This is a genomic window from Xanthobacter pseudotagetidis (assembly GCF_043194795.2).
In the GTDB taxonomy this organism is placed as follows: Bacteria; Pseudomonadota; Alphaproteobacteria; order Rhizobiales; family Xanthobacteraceae; genus Xanthobacter; species Xanthobacter tagetidis_A.
This window is the reverse complement of the sequence record NZ_CM195534.1, coordinates 3,964,471-3,982,267: the sequence shown is the minus strand read 5'-3', so window position 1 is coordinate 3,982,267 and position 17,797 is coordinate 3,964,471. Positions and strand designations below refer to the sequence as shown.

23 protein-coding genes are annotated in these 17,797 nt (G+C 70.1%); 12 read left to right on the top strand and 11 right to left on the bottom strand.

What is annotated here, in order from left to right; all coding sequences use genetic code 11:
- Positions 1-16 precede the first annotated feature (16 nt).
- The gene (locus V5F67_RS18240; RefSeq protein WP_394020871.1) at positions 17-202 is read left to right on the top strand and encodes a hypothetical protein; all 186 of its coding nucleotides are present in this window, start codon (positions 17-19) and stop codon (positions 200-202) included.
- 65 nt (positions 203-267) lie between these two features.
- Here the strand turns inward: V5F67_RS18240 and V5F67_RS18235 are convergent, their stop codons facing one another.
- The 4 genes from V5F67_RS18235 to purD form a co-directional block, all read right to left on the bottom strand.
- Positions 268-903: a DUF1254 domain-containing protein gene (locus V5F67_RS18235; protein WP_394020872.1), complete on the bottom strand. Its 636-nt coding sequence runs from the start codon at positions 901-903 to the stop codon at positions 268-270.
- Positions 900-1,475: a DUF1214 domain-containing protein gene (locus V5F67_RS18230; RefSeq protein WP_394020873.1), complete on the bottom strand. Its 576-nt coding sequence runs from the start codon at positions 1,473-1,475 to the stop codon at positions 900-902. The genes V5F67_RS18235 and V5F67_RS18230 overlap by 4 nt, the downstream gene beginning before the upstream one ends.
- A 135-nt stretch (positions 1,476-1,610) precedes the next feature.
- Positions 1,611-2,042, bottom strand: coding sequence for an acyl-CoA thioesterase (locus tag V5F67_RS18225; protein WP_394020874.1), 432 nt, complete (start codon positions 2,040-2,042; stop codon positions 1,611-1,613).
- Between the two features lie 39 nt (positions 2,043-2,081).
- Positions 2,082-3,347 carry a phosphoribosylamine--glycine ligase gene (gene purD / locus V5F67_RS18220; protein ID WP_394020875.1) on the bottom strand — a complete coding sequence of 422 codons (1,266 nt, stop codon included), beginning with the start codon at positions 3,345-3,347 and terminating at the stop codon, positions 2,082-2,084.
- Positions 3,348-3,483: 136 nt separating this feature from the next.
- Between purD and xseA the strand changes: the two genes are divergently transcribed.
- The gene (gene xseA / locus V5F67_RS18215) at positions 3,484-5,010 is read left to right on the top strand and encodes an exodeoxyribonuclease VII large subunit (protein ID WP_394020876.1); all 1,527 of its coding nucleotides are present in this window, start codon (positions 3,484-3,486) and stop codon (positions 5,008-5,010) included.
- 181 nt (positions 5,011-5,191) lie between these two features.
- Positions 5,192-5,413: a DUF2093 domain-containing protein gene (locus V5F67_RS18210; RefSeq protein ID WP_394020877.1), complete on the top strand. Its 222-nt coding sequence runs from the start codon at positions 5,192-5,194 to the stop codon at positions 5,411-5,413.
- A gap of 27 nt (positions 5,414-5,440) precedes the next feature.
- Here the strand turns inward: V5F67_RS18210 and lpxK are convergent, their stop codons facing one another.
- The 7 genes from lpxK to V5F67_RS18175 all read right to left on the bottom strand — a co-directional run bounded on the left by lpxK (position 5,441) and on the right by V5F67_RS18175 (position 11,201).
- Positions 5,441-6,472: a tetraacyldisaccharide 4'-kinase gene (gene lpxK, locus V5F67_RS18205; RefSeq protein WP_394020878.1), complete on the bottom strand. Its 1,032-nt coding sequence runs from the start codon at positions 6,470-6,472 to the stop codon at positions 5,441-5,443.
- The gene (locus V5F67_RS18200; RefSeq protein WP_394020879.1) at positions 6,469-7,764 is read right to left on the bottom strand and encodes a 3-deoxy-D-manno-octulosonic acid transferase; all 1,296 of its coding nucleotides are present in this window, start codon (positions 7,762-7,764) and stop codon (positions 6,469-6,471) included. Before V5F67_RS18200 ends, lpxK begins: the two co-directional genes overlap by 4 nt.
- Positions 7,761-8,465, bottom strand: coding sequence for a lysophospholipid acyltransferase family protein (locus V5F67_RS18195; protein WP_394020880.1), 705 nt, complete (start codon positions 8,463-8,465; stop codon positions 7,761-7,763). Before V5F67_RS18195 ends, V5F67_RS18200 begins: the two co-directional genes overlap by 4 nt.
- Positions 8,466-8,557: 92 nt before the next feature.
- Positions 8,558-8,806, bottom strand: a complete 249-nt coding sequence (locus V5F67_RS18190) for a DUF4170 domain-containing protein (protein WP_394020881.1) — start codon at positions 8,804-8,806, stop codon at positions 8,558-8,560.
- Complete coding sequence (locus V5F67_RS18185) at positions 8,803-9,681, bottom strand: 3'(2'),5'-bisphosphate nucleotidase CysQ (protein ID WP_394020882.1); 879 nt, start codon at positions 9,679-9,681, stop codon at positions 8,803-8,805. Before V5F67_RS18185 ends, V5F67_RS18190 begins: the two co-directional genes overlap by 4 nt.
- An 85-nt stretch (positions 9,682-9,766) precedes the next feature.
- Positions 9,767-10,717: a 4-hydroxybenzoate octaprenyltransferase gene (gene ubiA, locus V5F67_RS18180; RefSeq protein WP_394020883.1), complete on the bottom strand. Its 951-nt coding sequence runs from the start codon at positions 10,715-10,717 to the stop codon at positions 9,767-9,769.
- 7 nt (positions 10,718-10,724) lie between these two features.
- Positions 10,725-11,201 carry a hypothetical protein gene (locus V5F67_RS18175; protein WP_394020884.1) on the bottom strand — a complete coding sequence of 159 codons (477 nt, stop codon included), beginning with the start codon at positions 11,199-11,201 and terminating at the stop codon, positions 10,725-10,727.
- Positions 11,202-11,598: 397 nt separating this feature from the next.
- Between V5F67_RS18175 and V5F67_RS18170 the strand changes: the two genes are divergently transcribed.
- From V5F67_RS18170 to V5F67_RS18130, 9 genes are all read left to right on the top strand, one after another.
- Complete coding sequence (locus V5F67_RS18170; RefSeq protein WP_394020885.1) at positions 11,599-13,359, top strand: acetolactate synthase 3 large subunit; 1,761 nt, start codon at positions 11,599-11,601, stop codon at positions 13,357-13,359.
- A gap of 196 nt (positions 13,360-13,555) precedes the next feature.
- Complete coding sequence (ilvN, locus tag V5F67_RS18165) at positions 13,556-14,071, top strand: acetolactate synthase small subunit (RefSeq protein WP_348830545.1); 516 nt, start codon at positions 13,556-13,558, stop codon at positions 14,069-14,071.
- A 65-nt stretch (positions 14,072-14,136) separates the two neighbouring features.
- On the top strand, positions 14,137-14,430 hold the full coding sequence (locus tag V5F67_RS18160) for an AbrB/MazE/SpoVT family DNA-binding domain-containing protein (RefSeq protein WP_394020886.1): 294 nt from the start codon (positions 14,137-14,139) through the stop codon (positions 14,428-14,430).
- A 3-nt stretch (positions 14,431-14,433) separates the two neighbouring features.
- The gene (locus tag V5F67_RS18155; RefSeq protein ID WP_394020887.1) at positions 14,434-14,793 is read left to right on the top strand and encodes a type II toxin-antitoxin system PemK/MazF family toxin; all 360 of its coding nucleotides are present in this window, start codon (positions 14,434-14,436) and stop codon (positions 14,791-14,793) included.
- Between the two features lie 42 nt (positions 14,794-14,835).
- On the top strand, positions 14,836-15,855 hold the full coding sequence (gene ilvC, locus V5F67_RS18150; protein WP_394020888.1) for a ketol-acid reductoisomerase: 1,020 nt from the start codon (positions 14,836-14,838) through the stop codon (positions 15,853-15,855).
- A 98-nt stretch (positions 15,856-15,953) separates the two neighbouring features.
- The gene (locus V5F67_RS18145) at positions 15,954-16,268 is read left to right on the top strand and encodes a BrnT family toxin (protein ID WP_394020889.1); all 315 of its coding nucleotides are present in this window, start codon (positions 15,954-15,956) and stop codon (positions 16,266-16,268) included.
- A gap of 19 nt (positions 16,269-16,287) precedes the next feature.
- A complete protein-coding gene (locus V5F67_RS18140) occupies positions 16,288-16,425 on the top strand; it encodes a hypothetical protein (protein WP_394020890.1) in 138 nt (45 codons plus the stop codon).
- A gap of 378 nt (positions 16,426-16,803) precedes the next feature.
- The gene (fldA, locus tag V5F67_RS18135) at positions 16,804-17,286 is read left to right on the top strand and encodes a flavodoxin FldA (protein ID WP_394020891.1); all 483 of its coding nucleotides are present in this window, start codon (positions 16,804-16,806) and stop codon (positions 17,284-17,286) included.
- 2 nt (positions 17,287-17,288) lie between these two features.
- Entirely contained in the window at positions 17,289-17,669 is a 381-nt protein-coding gene (locus V5F67_RS18130; RefSeq protein WP_394020892.1) for a DUF2023 family protein, read from the top strand.
- The last annotated feature ends 128 nt before the right edge of the window (positions 17,670-17,797 follow it).

Genomic DNA, 17,797 nt, shown 5'->3' with positions numbered 1-17,797 from the left:
GCAGAGGACGAGGGGCATGAGCACGGTCGTACTGTTCAGCGCGGCGAAGCGAAAGCGAGAGGCCGCGCATGTGTCGGAGCCGGCGCCGCTGGCCGGGCCGAAGGTGGTGATCCTGCCGGTGGTGCGCATCGAGCGCCATGACGAGACCGAAGTCGCAGCCCGCGGCGGCGGCCTGACGGGACGCAGCCGCAAGGTCCACTGAGGCGGTCCGCAGGCCTTCGGGAAGGTCGCCGCGCCCGTCGGCGGACGATGCCGTGGTGACCGGTGTCAGCCGGCCTCGCCGCAGCCCGCGGCTTCCAGCTGCTTGCGCACCCCGGCACGCATGCCGCGCTCGCGCACGAACGCCCGCACCATCACCACACCCTCGATCGTGGGCGATACGATCACCAGCCGGTCGGCGGCGGTGATTTCCTCGTCCTCCGGCAGCGCTGCCTTCTGGGCGGCGGTCATGAGGTCGAGCTCGATCACCGCGCCCGCCGCCTGATCGCTGAGCGCGTAGAAGGCGAGCCCCTCCGCCGTGTAGAACGACACCGACGTATAGTCCGAGGTCGCCGGCACGCGGACCTTCACCGGCCGCTGCGAGAGATCGTAGAGGCACACGGCCGAGATGAAGGCCGGGTCCATCATCGGCAGCACCGTTTCCTGCGGCGCGGGGTCGGGCAGCATCACCATCATGTTGCTCTCGGCGAGCTCCGAGAGGCGCGCATAGGCGTTGCGCTCGGCCAGTGCCGGCATGGCGAGGATGGAGATGATGTGGGCGATGCCCGCCAGCACCACCGCCACCGCCGCCGAGAGCAGCAGTCCCGCCGGCCAGCGCGCGATCCGCGCCAGCAGGCCGCTGAGACGGCGCCGCATGGGGCCGGCGTCGGGCAGGCGATCCCTGAGGGCATCGATCACGCTCACGGGCAGGCCTCCTGCACGATGTGCGGCAGCGGCATGGCGTCTCCCGCGCCGGAGGCGAAGGAGAACGGAGCGTCGTACAGCCGGAGCACCACCTTCACCCGGCTGCGCGCGCCGGTGGGCAGCCAGTTGCCGGCGCGGGCGCGTGGCGACAGGAGCACGTCGATGGAGCCCTGGTCGGTGTAGACCGCCTCGGCGCTGGTGAGGCCGTAGCGGCCGGCGTCGTTGGGGATGAGCCGTCCGTCCGCATCCATGAGGGTGAGCGTCCACAGCCGCGCCTGCGGCAGAACGCCGGAGATGCGGGTCACGCACCGCCCGTCGATCGGACGGCCCTCGTCGTCCGTGCTGGCGAGGAAGAGCAGGCCGTCCGCCAGTTCGATGGGCAGCTCGCCGGAGCGGGCGAGGGCGGCGCGGGCATAGGGATCGGCCTTCACCGTGCCGGCGCGCGGCCAGCCTTCCCAGGCGCCGGAGCGCACCACGTCGAGCCCGCGGCTATCGGAGACCGCGAACCACGTCACGCCGAGCCCCAGCACGGTGGCGGCAAGCAGGGTGAAGGCGAGCGGCAGCAGGCGCACCGGACAGGTCCCAAACCGGCGGCCGAACGTGCCGCCGCGCCTTGATAGAGCAAAACCGCCGGCCAGGAAAAGGCGGGCACCGCCGGCGCGGCGGATCGGCGGAGGTGGCTGGAGCCTCCCGCTACCGCCGCTGCCTCAGGACAGGCCGCCGAGGCGCACTGCGAGGTCCGGCGGGAAAGGCGAGGAGCGGCGGGTCTGCCGGTCCACAAGGACCATCACGGTCTCGGCGGTGGCGACGCACTTGCCGTCCTGGAACAGCGCCTGTCCCAGCGTCACCGAGCTGCGGCCGACCTTCAGGACCCGGGTGCCCACCTCCACCTGGCCGGGCCACATCACCTCGGCCCGGAAGTCGAGGACGATCCGGGCGAGCGAGAAGAAGGTCCCGTCCGGCGCCATCGCGTGGTCGCCCGCCCGCAGGAGCTGGGTGCGCCCGGTCTCCAGATAGGTGGAGATCACCGCATTGTTGACGTGGCCGAGCATGTCGGTGTCGCCGAAGCGGATGGTGTCGAAGGCACGTACCGGAAAGCTGTCGAGGGTCGGCAGCGGCGGCTTCTCGCGGTCGGTCAAGGGGCGGCTCCGTCGGCGGGCGGGTGCGGGGAAAGGCGGTCAGGCGGGACGGCCGAGCACGCGCCAGCCGATATCCTTGCGGAAGAAGCCTTCCGGCCAGTCGATCTTGGCGATGGCCCCGTAGGCGCGTTCCCGCGCCTCTGCCAGCGTGCGCCCGCTGCCGGTGACGTTGAGCACCCGCCCGCCGTTGGACACGAGGTTCGCGCCCTTCAGGCGGGTGCCCGCCTGGAACACCAGCACGCCTTCCGCGCTTCCGGCGGCCTCCAGGCCGCCGATAACGCTGCCGGTCTGGTGCGGGCCGGGATAGCCGCGGCTGGCATAGACCACGGTCATGGCCGACAGCGGGAACCAGGACGGCGTGGCCGCGGCGAGCCGCCCGGTGGCGGTGGCGTGGAGCACTTCCAGCAGGTCGCCGGCATAGCGCGGCATCAGCACCTGGCACTCGGGATCGCCGAAGCGGCAATTGTACTCCACCAGCTTCGGCCCCTGGGCTGTGAGCATGAGGCCGGCATAGAGCACGCCGCGATAGGGCGTGCCGGCGGCGACCATGGCCTTGGCGGTGGGCACGAGGATCTCGGCGATCGCCCGCGCCTCCAGCTCCGGCGTCAGCACCGGGGCGGGCGAATAGGCGCCCATGCCGCCGGTGTTGGGGCCGAGGTCGCCGTCATAGGCGCGCTTGTGGTCCTGGGCGCTCCCGAACGGCACCACGGTCTCGCCGTCGACGAGGGCGAACAGGCTCGCCTCCTCGCCCTCCATGAATTCCTCGATCAGCACCTCGGCGCCGCCGCCGGCGAACACCTGGGCGATGGCGTCGGTTGCCTCCTCCACCGTGAGGGCCACCACGACGCCCTTGCCGGCCATGAGGCCGTCCGCCTTCACGACGATGGGTGCGCCCTGCTCCTTGACGTAGCGGTAGGCGGCGTCCGCGTCCGAGAAGCGGGCGAAGGCGGCGGTGGGGATGCCGTTGGCCCTGCACAATTCCTTGGTGAAGAGCTTGGACCCTTCCAGCCGCGCCGCGGCGGCGGTGGGGCCGAAGGCGGGAATGCCGGCGGCGTCGAGCCGGTCCACCAGCCCCGCCACCAGCGGCGCCTCGGGGCCGATCACCACGAAGTCGATGCCGTGGTCGCGGCAGAAGGCGACCAGCGTGTCGTGGGCGGAGAGGGGAATGCCCTCCACGAGGTCCGCATGCTCGGCGATGCCGGGATTGCCCGGCGCGGCATAGAACTGGCCCATGGACGGGCTCTGCGCCAGCTTCCAGGCCAGCGCGTGCTCTCGCCCCCCCGAACCGAGCAGCAAAACATTCATGCCGCGTATTCTCCTTCTTCTTGCCCCATTGGCTATCGGCTCGCGCGCCCGGCGACAACCCCCAAGGCTCTGCGCTCGCCGCATGGGGGGTGTCCCCGCTATGCTCCCCTGAACGCGGTCGAGGCCCTGCGATTCGATGGCAGAACACCAGGATACCCGAATCAACGCACCGGAATGGAGCGTCTCCGAGCTGTCCGCCGCGCTCCGGCGGACGGTGGAGGACGCCTACGGCCATGTGCGGGTGCGCGGGGAGATCTCCGGCTATCGCGGCCCGCATTCCTCGGGCCATGCCTATTTCAGCCTGAAGGACCAGGGTGCGCGACTCGATGCCGTGATCTGGAAAGGCACGTTCGCGCGCCTGAGGCTGAGGCCCGAGGAGGGGCTGGAGGTGGTGGCCACCGGCCGGCTGACCACCTATCCCGGCAAGTCGGGCTACCAGATCGTCATCGAGGCGCTGGAGTTCGCCGGCGCCGGCGCCATCATGGCCATGCTGGAGGAGCGCAAGCAGCGCCTCCAGGCGGAAGGCCTGTTCGACGCCGCCCGCAAGAAGAAGCTGCCCTACCTGCCGCGCGTCATCGGCGTCGTCACCTCGCCCACCGGGGCGGTGATCCGCGACATCCTGCACCGGCTCGCGGATCGCTTTCCGCGCGACGTGGTGGTGTGGCCGGTCAGGGTGCAGGGCGAGACCAGCGCCGCCGAGGTCGCGGCCGCCATCCGCGGCTTCAACGCCTTGCCCGCGGGCGGGCCGGTGCCGCGTCCGGACGTGATCGTGGTGGCGCGCGGCGGCGGCTCGCTGGAGGACCTGCTCGGCTTTTCCGAGGAGATCGTGGTGCGCGCGGCGGCGGAAAGCGCCATCCCGCTGGTTTCGGCGGTGGGGCACGAGACCGACGTGACGCTGATCGACTTCGCCGCCGACCTGCGCGCGCCCACGCCCACCGCCGCCGCCGAGCTGGTGGTGCCGGTGCGCTCGGACCTGATCGCCCAGGTGGAGGGCCTCGGCGCGCGCCTTGCCGCCGCGCCGGTGCGGCTCCAGGAACGGCGCCGCGCCGATCTGCGCGCGCTGTCCCGGCTGCTGCCCACGGCCGAGAGCCTGCTGGAGGCGCCGCGCCAGCGGCTCGACGCCGCCGGCGACCGGTTGCCGCGCGCCCTCGCCGCCAATGCGGTGGCCCACCGCGTGCGTCTCGCGGCGGCGCGGCTTTCCCCGCAGACCCTGCGCACGCGCATGGCGCGCTCGGGCGAGCGCTTCGCGGCGCAGGCGGGCCGGCTCGACATGCTGGGCCGCGCGCGGCGCGCGGCTTTCGGCCTCAGCCGCCGCGGGCTCGGCGATCTCTCGCGCCGTGCCGGCCGGGCCATTGAGGGCATGCTGCGCGCCGAGCGGCGCCAGCTCGCGAGCCTGTCCCAGCTGCTGGAGGCACTGTCCTATCACGGCGTTCTGGCGCGCGGCTTCGCCTTGGTGCGCGACGCGGAAGGCCGGGCGGTGCGCGCCGCCGCCGCCGTGGCGCCGGGCGCGGCGCTGGAGATCGAGTTCGCGGACGGCCGCCTGGCGGCGCGCGCGGAGGGCGGGGTGCCGCCGCGCCCCGAGGCCCCGGCGCGGCGGACCCGCAAGGGCGCCGCCAGGGCCGGCGGCCCCGATCCCGCCGGGCCGACCCTGTTCGACCGCTGAGCCGGAGGCCTTTCCCCGCACCCGGCAAAGCACTATCCTGCGGCGATGCGCTCAGGAGCCATTGCCGTTCAGGTCGACTTGTCCGGACGGGGAATGCGTCTTCGGGCCCCACAGGAGGTGCCCGCCTCGTTCCGGCCGGTCCGCGGCCTGATCGACGCGGCTTTGGGATCGTCCCGCCGTGATGAACCGATTTGAACGTTTTCCGGAGCCGCACGGCGAGGCGGAAGTCCGCTACCTCGACGGCGAGTTCCGGATTCTGCGTCCCGGCAGCTTCGTGCGCTGCGCGGTGACCGGACAGCCGATCGCGCTCGACGAATTGCGCTACTGGAGCGTCGACCTCCAGGAGGCCTATGCCGACCCCGAGGCGGTGCTGACCCGCGTGCGGGCTCTCGCCGGTCGCTGAACGCGCCCCCTGAGCCTCAGTCCGAGCCTATCCGCCGCCGCGCCGCGCCGCCGCTCGGACCTCCGCCTGGGCGATGAGAAGGTCCAGAACGCCTTCGTCGGCCGGACGCAGCGTCACCGGCACCACGTCGATCAGACCCCTTATGGCGGGGAAGGCGGCAAGGCGCGCCGCGTCCTTGGTGGTGGTGACGAGGCCGAGGCCGCGCGCCTTTGCCGCGGCGGCGAGCGCGGCGATCTCCGCTTCGGTGAACGGATGATGGTCGGGAAAGGCGCGCTGCTCGGCGACGTCCAGACCCGCAAGCTCCAGCATCTCGAAGAACTTGCCCGGCCGGCCGATGCCGGCGAAGGCGAGCAGCGGGCGGCCCCGGAGCCGCGCGATCGCCCCAGGCTCTGGCTCAAGCATGGCCTCGATCGCCGCGCGCCCCTCCGCCCGCGCCAGTGCCGCGAGCGCCGGCAGCGTGTCCGGCTCCGGTGCCGGACCCACCACCAGCATCAGGTCGGCGCGGGCCATTTGCGGGGCCAGCGGCGCGCGCAGCGGCCCAGCCGGGAGCACGCGGCCGTTGCCGACGCCGACGCCCCGGTCCACCACCAGCACGGACACGTCCTTGGCGAGGCCCGGGTTCTGGAAGCCGTCGTCCATGACGATGTGGGTCGCACCCTCCGCCACCGCGAGCCGCGCTCCGGCGAGCCGGTCCGCGCCGGCGACGATGGTCGGCGCGCGCCGGGCGAGCAGAAGCGGCTCGTCGCCCACGTCCGCCGCCGTGTGCCGTGCGGGGTCGACCCGCACCGGCATCGCCGCGGTGCCCCCATGGCCGCGCGAGAGCGCGAACGGGCGCCCGCCGCGCAGCGCGATGAATTCGAGCAAAGCGAGCGCGGCCGGCGTCTTGCCGGCGCCGCCCACGGTGGGGTTGCCGACGCAGATCACCGGCACCGGCACGCTGCCGCCGGCCTTGCCCATGCGCCGCAGCGTCTCGGCGCCCACCAGCGCGCCGAACGGAGCGAGCAGGGCGGACGCGAGCCCCGGCGGACGCCACCAGAAAGACGGCGCCTTCGCGATCATCGGTGCTGCAGCCGGATGTGGACGAGATAAGGCTCGATGGCGGCGAGCGTTCGCTCCAGCGCGCCGCCCAGAGCGGCGACGCTCACCTGTGCCACCGCCGCCGCCCGCTCGCGCCGCGCCTTGTCGCGCAGCATCACGAAGGAGAGCCGGGCGAGGTCCTTGACGTCGGCCACCGGCAGCGCGCCTCCGTCGGCGTCGAACCGGGCATAGATGGCGGCGAAATTCCACACGTGCGGGCCGTGCAGCACCACGGCGCCGAGCTTGGCGGCCTCGATGGGGTTCTGCCCGCCATGCTCCACCAGCGAGCCGCCCATGAACACCACCGGCGCGCAGCGGTAGAGGAGCCCCATCTCGCCCATGGTGTCGGCCACGTAGATGTCGGTGTCCGCCGTGGGCACGGCGCCGGCGCTGCGGCGGGCGGTGCGAAGCCCCGCCTCCTCCGCGAGCTCGGCGATCTCCTCGCCGCGCTCGGGGTGGCGCGGGGCGATGATGGTGAGCAACTCGCGCAGCTCCTTGCGCAGCGCCTTGTGGGTCGCCATGGCGAGCACTTCCTCGCCCGCATGGGTCGAGGCGGCGAGCAGCACCGGCCGCGCGCCGATGGCGGCGGAAAGCGCCGCGAGGGCCTGCGGATCGGCGGCCGGCGCTGGCACGTCGAGCTTCAGGTTGCCGCAGACCTCGACCCGAGGCGCGCCCAGGGCGCGGAAGCGCGCGCCATCCTCCTCGCTCTGGGCGAGGCACAGATCGACGCGCGAGAGCAGCGCCCGCGCGCTGCGCGACAGGCGTGCCCATCGCTGGGCGGACTTCGGCGACAGGCGGCCGTTCACCAGGACCACCGGCGTGGCGCGCCGGCCGAGATCGTAGAGCAGGTTCGGCCACAGCTCGGATTCCGCCAGCAGCACGAGGTCCGGTTGCCAGTGGTCGAGGAAGCGCGAGACGAAGGCCCCGGCATCGAGCGGCATGAACTGGTGGATGACGCCCTCCGGCGCGCGCCGGGCCGCGACCTTGCTGGAGGTGAGCGTGCCCGAGGTGAGCAGCACGTTGAAGCGCCGCGCGACCAGCCGCTCGATCAGCGGCATGACGCAGTTCACCTCGCCCACGCTCGCCCCGTGCACCCAGATCAGCGGCCCTTCCGGCCGCTCGGCGCTGGCGATGCCGCGCCGCTCGGGCAAGCGCTCGCGATCCTCCTTGCCCTTGCCCGCCCGGTAGGAGAGCCAGGCCGGCGTCAGCAGCGCCGCGGCGGCGCTGGCGCCCCGGTAGAGGCGCAGGGTCACGGTGAGCGCGCGCGCCTTCATCGGGCCTTTCCGCCGGGTCGGCCCACCAGTTCCTCGGCGCGGGCGGTCACCGCCTCGAGCCGCTCCTGCACCAGCGCGCGCGCTGCCGCAAGCTGGGCGTCGTCGGCGTCGCGCGGCACATGGACCGGCTCTCCCACCACGGCCGCGCCGGGGCCGAAGGGCAGGTTGAGGCTGGCGCGGTCCCAGCTCTTGAGGGTGATGCGGTTGCGCGTGGCCATGGCGAGCGGAAGAATGGGGCAGCCAGAATACCGTGCTATGGTAACGACGCCCAGCCCCGCCTTGCGAGCAATTTTCGGCACGTCGGCGGTCATGGCCACGTTGGTGCCCCGGCGCAATGTCTCCAGCATCTCATAGGTTGCCGAGACCGCGCCCTTCCTGTGGAAGTCGTGGCGGGAGGTGGCCCCCGAGCCGCGGATGGTGCCCACGCCCAGCTTCTCGGCGGCGATGGCGTTGATCTCGGCGTCCGCATGGCGGGAGATCAGCACCTTCGCCTTATGGTGCGGCTTCATGGCGAACGGCGTGAGGAAATGCTGCCCGTGCCAGAAGGTGACGATCACCGGCATCTTCTCGTCGATCACGTCGAAGATGTCGGCGGGCTCGATGACAAACCGCGTGGTGTGGGCCACGAGCTTGAAATAGTTCGCGAAGGTCGTGCCGGCGCCCAGCTGGAACGCGCGGTTGGTCCGGATGCGACGCCACATGTCTCTTGATGCTCACCCTTGGCTCGGGCGGGATGCGGACGGCGCGCCCCGCTCCCGTGCGCTCCATCCGCCCGCCGGGGAGAAGGACTGATCTATTCGCCGTGCGCCTTGCCGGTCTCGGGGTCCAGCAGGCGGTGCAGATGTACCACGAAATAACGCATCATGGCATTGTCCACGGTCTGCTGCGCCTTGGCCTTCCAGGCCGCGGCAGCGCTGGCATAGTCGGGGTAGATCCCAACGATGTCGAGCTTGGAAAGATCCTTGAACTCGTTGCCGTCGATGGCGGTGAGCTCGCCGCCGAACACGAGGTGTGGCAGCTGCTTCTTTGCCGTGGTGCTCATCGTGATGCTCTCGGTGTGGTGCCCCGGACGGGGTGCGGTGAGGAGGCGGCCGGAAGCCCCGTCGCCTCGCGCGCCGCGAGCACCACCGCGTGCAGCGGCAGGCCGGCGCAGAGAAGCGCGCCGTGGCGGGGCACGGGGCGGTTGTAGAGGATCGACGCGCCGCCATAGCTCGTAAGGCGTCCCGCGGCCTCCTCGACGATCAGGTCGGCTGCGGCGAGGTCCCAGTCATGGGCGTTCTCGCCGACGAGCGCGAGGTCGATCTCGCCGCTCGCCACCCGCGCGAGGCGCAGGGCCAGCGAGCGCACGCGCGGCAGGCGGTTCAGCGCCGCCTTGGGACGGAAGGCGTCGAGCGCGGCGGTCGGCCCGGCGACGCGCGCGCCTTCCAGGGCCGGGCGCCGGCTGGCCGTGATCGCCGCGCCATTGAGGGTCGCGCCCCGGCCGCGCACGGCGAGGAACATCTCCTCGCTCGCCGGCGCATAGAGCGCCGCCGCCACCGGCCGCCCCTCCTCCACCAAGGCGGCGGAGACCGCCCAATCGGCGCCGCCGGCCATGAAGGCCCGGGTGCCGTCGATGGGGTCCACGACCCAAAGGCGGCCGGCGCCGAGGCGCGCGCCGGTGTCGGCGCTCTCCTCCGAAAGCCAGCCGGCATCCGGCGCCGCCGCCGCCAGGCGCTCCCGCAGGAAGCCGTCCACCGCCATGTCGGCTGCGGTGACGGGGGAATCGTTCTCCTTGGTCCAGGAGGCAAGGTCGGCGCCGCGCATCTCGCGCGCCATGACGCCCGCCTCAGCCACCGCCTCGACGAGGTGGCGCATCAGGTCGTCCGTGCCGCCGCGGGTGGCTGCGGGGCCGGCGATGCCGGAAGGGTTCGCGCTCATGGGAGCCAAATAGGCGGCGCCGCCGCCGGAGGCAAGGCACCTCTTGCTGCATTGCACACGTCGGGCCGCGGCGAAGGGGCCCGGCTCAGAGCAGCGCGGGAACGATCGTGTCGAGCGCGAGGCCCGCGAACAGGATCAGTCCGGCGTCGCGGTTGGACTTGAAGACGGCGAGGCAGCGCGCCGGGTCGTCGATGTCGAGGGCGCGCACCTGCCAGGCGAGCTGGAGCGCGAAGCCGCCGAGGCCGAGATAGGCGAACGGGCCGGCACCCGCGGCGCTGAGCGCCAGGGCGAACAGCACCACAGTCAGCGTGTAGCACGTGCCCACCACCAGCGCGGACTTGCGGCCGAAATACAAGGCGGTGGAGCGCACGCCGACGATGGCATCGTCCTCCTTGTCCTGGTGGGCATAGATGGTGTCGTAGGCGAACACCCAGACCACGCAACCGGCGAACAGCAGCAGAGCCGGGTCCTCGATCGCCCGGAACACGCTCGCCCAGCCCATCAGCGCGCCCCAGGAGAAGGCGATGCCCAGCACCACCTGGGGGAACGAGGTGATGCGCTTCATGAACGGATAGATCGCCACCACGCCGAGCGAGGCGATGCCGGTGACGATGGCGAAGCGCGGCAGGCAGAGCAGCACCGCGAGCCCAACCAGGCACTGGGCGGCGAGGAAGGCGAAGGCGGCGGGCAGGCTGACGGCGCCGGAGGCGATCGGCCGGTTGCGGGTGCGTGCCACGCGGCCGTCGATCTTGCGGTCGAGGATGTCGTTCCAGGTGCACCCCGCTCCGCGCATGGCGAACGAGCCGATGGCGAACAGCGCCAGCAGGGCGGGCGAGGGGAATGAGCTTCCGGCGGCGATGGCGGCGAGCGCGGTGGACCACCAGCAGGGCAGGAGCAGCAGCCACGTTCCGATCGGCCGGTCGACCCTGGCGAGGTGGAGATAGGGCCGCAGCGCCGCGGGCGCGCGGCTGTCCACCCAATTGCCGCGCGCGGCGTCGGCGATGTGCGGAGCGGCAGGCCCTTCGGTGGAACTCAAGGCGATCCTATTTCTTCATCACGTTGCCGTTGAGCGTGTCGAACACGTTGCCGCCGGCGCCTCCCAGGGAATAGCCGGTGGTGACGCCGAGCGCGCTCGAGATCGACCCCTGCGGCGGCGGCTTGGCCGGTCCGCCGGGCGCGACGCCGCTGGCGGCGGCCTGACACACCTGATCGCGCACGCCGGCGCTCTTCTTCAGGCTGGCGCTGGACGCCTTGATGGCCTCCTCCGGCACTTGGCACCAGTCCTTGTTGTCCACCAGGAACTTGTTCCAGCGGGTTTCGGCCGTGACATAGGCACGGAACAGCGGGCACAGGGTCTGCGGATCTGCCTTGCGCTTGGTGGCCGCGCCGAGAGCCTTGCCGCTGTCCTCAAGCGCCGCGCGCGCCGCCGTCGCGTCGGACTGGCAATCCGCCATCGCGCCCGAGAAGGTGAGCGCGCTGCCGACCCCGGCTGCTGCGATCACGAGCGTCCATCTGTTCATGGAGCTTTGCCCCTTCTTTTGCCGCCCCCAGGGGAACCGTTGATACAGAGACCTTAAAGATTGGGCAACATCACGGCAGGCGCAGGCGGGAATCGGCCGCAAACGCGCATTCCCGCTTGACGGCCCTTGGACGCGCCGGTAGTTTCGCGCAACTTTCGGAAGGGGCCGCGCCGTCATGCGCAATATCGTTATCCTTATCGTAGGTGGGCGCGCCACTGCCGGATCGGCCTGACGGTCGGTCGGAAGACAGGTGGCGCGCGCTTGAGGGGCCTTCGGGCCCCTTCGTCGTTTCTGGAGCCCCGCGTGCGCAGCGCGCCGTCCGGGGCAGTCGGGTTCGGGGCGCCTGGGGCGCCCGCACGGTCGAGCGGCGCCGCGGCGCCCCAAGGAGTTTGAGGCAATGGAAAAGCAGATGACCGGCGCCGAGATGGTGATCCAGGCCTTCGCCGACCAGGGCGTGAGCCACATCTTCGGCTATCCGGGCGGCGCAGTGCTGCCCATCTACGACGCGCTGTTCCACCAGAACGAGATCGAGCACATCCTGGTGCGCCATGAGCAGGCCGCCGTGCACTCGGCCGAGGGCTATGCCCGCTCCTCCGGCAAGGTCGGCGTGGTGCTCGTCACCTCCGGCCCCGGCGCCACCAACGCGGTCACCGGCCTCACCGACGCGCTGATGGATTCGATCCCGATCGTCTGCATCTCCGGCCAGGTGGCGACCCACCTGATCGGCAACGACGCGTTCCAGGAGTGCGACACGGTGGGCATCACCCGCCCGTGCACCAAGCACAACTACCTCGTGCGGGACGTGAACGACCTCGCGCGCGTGCTGCACGAGGCGTTCTATGTGGCGCAGAACGGGCGGCCCGGCCCGGTGGTGGTGGACATCCCGAAGGACGTGCAGTTCGCGACCGGCACCTATATCGGCCGCGACAACATCCAGCACAAGACCTACCGCCCGAAGCTGAACGCCGAGGCGCCGCAGATCGCGGCGGCGGTGGAGATGATCGCCGGCGCCAGGAAGCCGATCTTCTACACCGGCGGCGGCGTCATCAATGCCGGACCGGAGGCGAGCCGGCTGCTGCGCGAGCTGGCGCGCCTCACCGGCGTGCCGGTGACCTCGACCCTCATGGGCCTCGGCGCCTTCCCGGCGGCCTCGCGCCAGTGGCTGGGCATGCTGGGCATGCACGGCACCTACGAAGCCAACATGGCCATGCACGACTGCGACGTGATGGTGTGCATTGGCGCGCGCTTCGACGACCGCATCACCGGACGGCTCGACGCCTTCTCGCCGGGCTCGAAGAAGATCCACATCGACATCGACCCCTCGTCCATCAACAAGAACGTCAAGGTGGACCTGCCGATCATCGGCGATTGCGCCCGCGTGCTCGCCGACATGGTCGCCGCCTGGAAGGCGCGCGATCTCCACGCGGACCGCGCGGCGCTCGACGCCTGGTGGGGCCAGATCGACCGCTGGCGGGCGCGCAACTGCCTCGCCTACCGGGCGTCCGACGAGATCATCAAGCCGCAATACGCCATCGAGCGTCTCTATGCGGCCACCAAGGACAAGGACGTCTACATCACCACCGAGGTGGGCCAGCACCAGATGTGGGCGGCGCAGTTCTTCCGCTTCGAGGAGCCGAACCGCTGGATGACCTCCGGCGGCCTCGGCACCATGGGCTACGGCCTGCCGGCGGCCATCGGCGCGCAGAAGGCGCACCCGGACGCGCTCTGCATCGACATCGCCGGCGAGGCCTCCATCCTCATGAACATGCAGGAGATGTCCACCGCCGTGCAGTTCGACCTGCCGGTGAAGATCTTCATCCTCAACAACAAGTACATGGGCATGGTGCGCCAGTGGCAGGAACTGCTGCATGGCGGGCGCTACTCGCACTCCTACTCGGAGGCGCTGCCGGACTTCGTGAAGCTCGCCGACGCCTATGGCGGCGTGGGCCTGCGGTGCGAGAAGCCGTCCGACCTGGACGCCGCCATCGCCGAGATGATCTCGATCCACAAGCCGGTGATCTTCGACTGCATCGTCGACCAGCAGGAGAACTGCTTCCCCATGATCCCGTCGGGCCGCGCCCACAACGAGATGATCCTCGGCGACATGGCGATCGACCTCGACGCGGCCATCACCGACGAGGGCAAGATGCTGGTGTGAGGGCGCGCCCTTCCTCTTAGCCCCGCGCTCCTCCCCTCTCCCCTTGCGGGAGAGGGGCCCGGGGTGAGGGGAGGCCGCCGGGATGTTCCCCGGCGCCCGGCAAGCAGCCACGCACCCCTCGCCCCAACCCTCTCCCGCAAGGGGAGAGGGAGGCCCTTCCCAGCGCCCCTCTGAACCTTCTATTTCCGAGCCTCCCATGCCCCACACTTCCGAGCCCATCGAGCGCCACACCCTCTCCATCCTGGTGGACAACGAGCCCGGCGTGCTGGCGCGCGTCATCGGCCTGTTCTCCGGCCGCGGCTACAACATCGACAGCCTGACGGTGTCCGAGGTGAGCCATGAGGGGCACCTCTCGCGCATCACCATCGTCACCACCGGCACGCCCATGGTGATCGAGCAGATCAAGAACCAGCTCGACCGGCTGGTGCCGGTGCACCGGGTGCGCGACCTGACCGTGGAGGGCACGGCGCTGGAGCGCGAGCTCGCCATGGTGAAGGTGCGCGGCGTGGGCGAGGCGCGCGGCGAGGCGCTGCGGCTCGCGGAAGCCTTCCGCGCCCGGGTGATCGACGCGACCCGCGAGAGTTTCGTGTTCGAGATCACCGGCAAGTCCGACAAGATCGACCAGTTCGCCTGGCTCATGGAGCCGCTCGGCCTCGTGGAGGTGGCGCGCACCGGCGTGGTGGCCATCTCCCGCGGGCCGGAGGGGATGTGAGGGCTTGCGCTGCCAGTCCGCGGCGGATATACGCCCGGATATCCGGAGAGGGATCCAGATCGGCCATGAAGGTCAAGGTCGCGAAATGGGGCAACAGCGTCGCCGTGCGGCTGCCGAAGGCAGCGGCAGAGGCGCTTCACGCCGTCCCGGGCACCGAGCTGGAATTGACCGTGGAGGGCGGAAGGGCCCACCTGTCGGCCCCCTCTCGCGTGCGGCGCATCGACCTCGAGGATCTCGTCGCCGAGGCGCGCCGGCTGGGTCCCCAGAACGAGCCGAAGTTCGAGGATTGGGGCATTCTTCCCTCCGAATGGCCGGATGAGGACTGGAGCGACATCGCGCCCAAGGATGACGAGCCCTAGGCGATGGTCGCAGCCCAAGACCAATTTCCGGATGCCGGCGATCTCTACTGGCTCGATTTCGGAGAGGCTTCAGGTCACGAGCAATCGGGACGACGGCCGGCGCTCGTGGTGTCTCCGCGGAGCTACAATTCCTCTTCGTCCTTCGTCGTCGTCTGCCCCGTGACCCGGCAGTCGAAGCCCTGGCCCTACAAGGTCCCTCTTGTCGCCAGCTCCGAGATTTCCGGCTTTGTGCTCGTCGATCAGGTGCGTTCGGTCGATCGACGGCTGCGCCTGCGCCGGTTCGGCGGGCGGGCGAGCGACGACAGCTTGAGCGAGGTTCGCTCCGTGCTCGCGTCGATCCTCGGCATTCCCGTCGCTCCCTGATTTCCAGCTTCACCAAGACAAAACGCCCACAAGGAGAAAACCATGCGCGTTTACTACGATCGCGACGCCGACCTGAACCTGATCAAGGGCAAGAAGGTCGCCGTCGTCGGCTATGGCAGCCAGGGCCACGCCCATGCGCTCAACATGCGCGACTCGGGCGTGAAGGAGGTCGTGGTCGCCCTGCGTCCCGGCTCCGCCACCGCCAAGAAGGCCGAGGCCGAGGGCTTCAAGGTCATGAGCCCCGCCGAGGCCGCCAAGTGGGCCGACGTGGTGATGATGCTCACCCCGGACGAGCTGCAGGCCGACATCTACCGCGAGAGCCTCGTGGACAACATGAAGCAGGGCGCGGCGCTGCTGTTCGCCCACGGCCTCAACGTGCACTTCAACCTGATCGAGCCCCGCAAGGACCTCGACGTGCTGATGGTGGCGCCCAAGGGCCCCGGCCACACCGTGCGCTCGGAGTATCAGCGCGGCGGCGGCGTGCCGACCCTGATCGCCATCGCCCAGGACGCCTCGGGCAACGCCCATGACCTCGGCCTGTCCTACGCCTCCGCCATCGGCGGCGGCCGCGCCGGCATCATCGAGACCACCTTCAAGGAAGAGTGCGAGACCGACCTGTTCGGCGAGCAGGTGGTGCTGTGCGGCGGCCTCGTGGAGCTGATCCGCGCCGGCTTCGAGACCCTGGTCGAGGCGGGCTACGCCCCCGAGATGGCCTATTTCGAGTGCCTGCACGAGGTGAAGCTGATCGTCGACCTCATCTATGAGGGCGGCATCGCCAACATGAACTACTCCATCTCCAACACCGCCGAGTACGGCGAATACGTCACCGGCCCGCGCATCATCACCCCCGAGACCAAGGCGGAGATGAAGCGGGTGCTCGCCGACATCCAGTCCGGCAAGTTCACCCGCGACTGGATGCTGGAGAACAAGGTGAGCCAGACCTCGTTCAAGGCCACCCGCGCCCGCGTGAACGCTCATCCCATCGAGGAAGTGGGCGAGAAGCTGCGCGGCATGATGCCCTGGATCAAGGCCAAGGCCCTGGTGGACAAGACCAAGAACTGAACGAGGTTCGATTCCCAGTTCGAGAAGTAATCTTCCCGAACTGGGAAGCCATTTCGTCGTCTATGGTGGTGTGGTTGCGATGATTCGCGGGACATCTCATGGGCGAGACCGACGACCTCGAATGGGACGACAGGAAGGACGAGGCAAACCGCGATTTGCGCGGTTTGCCTCTCCCGCTCGCGGCGCGTCTGTTCGACGGGCGGCCGCGCGTCGATGATGCCTCGCCCAAGTCGCCCAACGGCGAGGTTCGTTTCGAGACATTGGCCGAGTACGACGGGCGTGTGCTATTCTGCGTATGGAAGTGGAACGGCGAGCGGCGCCGCGTCATTTCCCTGAGGATCGCCCATCGGAGTGAACGCCGTGCCTACCAAGAAGCAATTGGAAGAGGCAGACCGTCTCGCAAAGACGGTTGACTGGGCGAAGCTCGATGCCATGAGCGACGAGGAAATCCGTGCGGCCTGGGCCTGGGACAAGGACATGACCTGGCCCACCGACGAGGAACTGGCCGAGTTCGACCTCGTCATCCCCGCGAAGAGCCGCCGCAAGCCGCCGAAGGAAGCGGCGGAGTAGCCTCAAGAGGCGCGCCGGCGCCGTTGGCGATGCCCTGACGGCTTGCCCAGCCTTCAAATCTCAGAGGCCCGATTCGCAGGCGCCTATCGCAGGCGCCGCGCGCGCTGGCGGCAGGGCCGTGCCGGCGGGCGGAATGCCGCCCCACATTCCGGAATGACGCGCAGTCTGGAATGAATAAGAAAAGCCACTTCAGATTAAACATAGAGCAGTTCAAAATTACTTTGTCCTTATAGCACAGGGGCTAGGTCCGGGCAATTCGGATCGCCCCCATATTGAGGCAAGTTTGGGCGTGACTTAATTTTAAGCGCATTCGGTCGTGGCGGCGATCTTCAGATTTCAGCCGCCAGTTCTTACTGACGCGCATAACGAGACGAACAGATGATTGTGAACGTGATTTTCGGCTCCGACGGCGGCGCCACCAAGGGTGTCGCCTCCAAGATCTCCAAGAAGGCCCAGGGCAAGAGCATCGACATCAAGGCCGCCACCAAGGCGGACTTCGAGAATTGCGACCTGCTCATCCTCGGCTCGCCCACCTATGGCGACGGCACGCTCCAGACCGACTGGGAGGAGAACATCGACAAGCTGCGCGAGGCCAACCTCGCCGGCAAGAAGGTGGCCCTGTTCGGCACCGGCGACCAGGCGACCTATCCCGACAGTTTCGTGGACGCCATGGGCATCCTGTTCGACGAGGTGAGCGAGAAGGGCGCCACGGTCATCGGCTTCACCGACACGTCCGGCTACGACTACACCGGCTCCACCGCCGAGCGCGACGGCAAGTTCGTGGGCCTCGCCCTCGACCAGGACGGCCAGTCCGGCATGACCGAAAAGCGAGTGACGGCATGGCTTGCGGGGCTGCTCTAGGCGTGGACCCGCGGGCGGGGGATCGCGCCGGCGATCCCGTCGTCACGCGGATCTTCAACCACAATCTCTACGAATACCGGCGCGGCGTGCGCTGCCTGTTCATGATGACCATGTCGGCCGACGACAGCCGGCAGATCGTCGGCCGCCTGTGCCGCGAATGCATCGCCCACTACGTGCACGACGTGAGCGGCCACAAGGTCAACCTCTTCTTCGGCAACCCCGCCTTCGTGGAGACCACCCGCACGGTCGTGAACAAGCCCCTCACGGCGCTCTCGCCGGAGGAGGACTTCATGCTCGGCACGCTGCTCGGCTACGACCGCGAGCAGCAGTGCAAGCGCTTCCTGGCGCGGCGCTGCGGCGTGCCGCCCGAGGCGGTGGACTGAGCGCGGCGCCGGCCTGCGATCGGAGGTCGCCGGCGCCTCGCTCGAACGTTTCCAATCACGCGCGGCGCGCCGTCCGGGCGCGAGATTTTTGCCGTTCGGCGCTGTATGCTCCTCACCGAGGAGCGCCC

Coding starts and splice junctions, on each gene's coding strand:
- fldA (WP_394020891.1), top strand. CDS start 16,804: ATGATTGTGAACGTGATTTTCGGCTCCGACGGCGGCGCCACCAAGGGT.
- ilvC (WP_394020888.1), top strand. CDS start 14,836: ATGCGCGTTTACTACGATCGCGACGCCGACCTGAACCTGATCAAGGGC.
- V5F67_RS18210 (WP_394020877.1), top strand. CDS start 5,192: ATGAACCGATTTGAACGTTTTCCGGAGCCGCACGGCGAGGCGGAAGTC.
- V5F67_RS18170 (WP_394020885.1), top strand. CDS start 11,599: ATGGAAAAGCAGATGACCGGCGCCGAGATGGTGATCCAGGCCTTCGCC.
- V5F67_RS18145 (WP_394020889.1), top strand. CDS start 15,954: ATGGGCGAGACCGACGACCTCGAATGGGACGACAGGAAGGACGAGGCA.
- purD (WP_394020875.1), bottom strand. CDS start 3,347: ATGAATGTTTTGCTGCTCGGTTCGGGGGGGCGAGAGCACGCGCTGGCC.
- V5F67_RS18200 (WP_394020879.1), bottom strand. CDS start 7,764: ATGAAGGCGCGCGCGCTCACCGTGACCCTGCGCCTCTACCGGGGCGCC.
- V5F67_RS18195 (WP_394020880.1), bottom strand. CDS start 8,465: ATGTGGCGTCGCATCCGGACCAACCGCGCGTTCCAGCTGGGCGCCGGC.
- ilvN (WP_348830545.1), top strand. CDS start 13,556: ATGCCCCACACTTCCGAGCCCATCGAGCGCCACACCCTCTCCATCCTG.
- V5F67_RS18155 (WP_394020887.1), top strand. CDS start 14,434: ATGGTCGCAGCCCAAGACCAATTTCCGGATGCCGGCGATCTCTACTGG.
- V5F67_RS18140 (WP_394020890.1), top strand. CDS start 16,288: ATGAGCGACGAGGAAATCCGTGCGGCCTGGGCCTGGGACAAGGACATG.
- V5F67_RS18190 (WP_394020881.1), bottom strand. CDS start 8,806: ATGAGCACCACGGCAAAGAAGCAGCTGCCACACCTCGTGTTCGGCGGC.
- lpxK (WP_394020878.1), bottom strand. CDS start 6,472: ATGATCGCGAAGGCGCCGTCTTTCTGGTGGCGTCCGCCGGGGCTCGCG.
- V5F67_RS18240 (WP_394020871.1), top strand. CDS start 17: ATGAGCACGGTCGTACTGTTCAGCGCGGCGAAGCGAAAGCGAGAGGCC.
- V5F67_RS18185 (WP_394020882.1), bottom strand. CDS start 9,681: ATGAGCGCGAACCCTTCCGGCATCGCCGGCCCCGCAGCCACCCGCGGC.
- V5F67_RS18175 (WP_394020884.1), bottom strand. CDS start 11,201: ATGAACAGATGGACGCTCGTGATCGCAGCAGCCGGGGTCGGCAGCGCG.
- V5F67_RS18160 (WP_394020886.1), top strand. CDS start 14,137: ATGAAGGTCAAGGTCGCGAAATGGGGCAACAGCGTCGCCGTGCGGCTG.
- xseA (WP_394020876.1), top strand. CDS start 3,484: ATGGCAGAACACCAGGATACCCGAATCAACGCACCGGAATGGAGCGTC.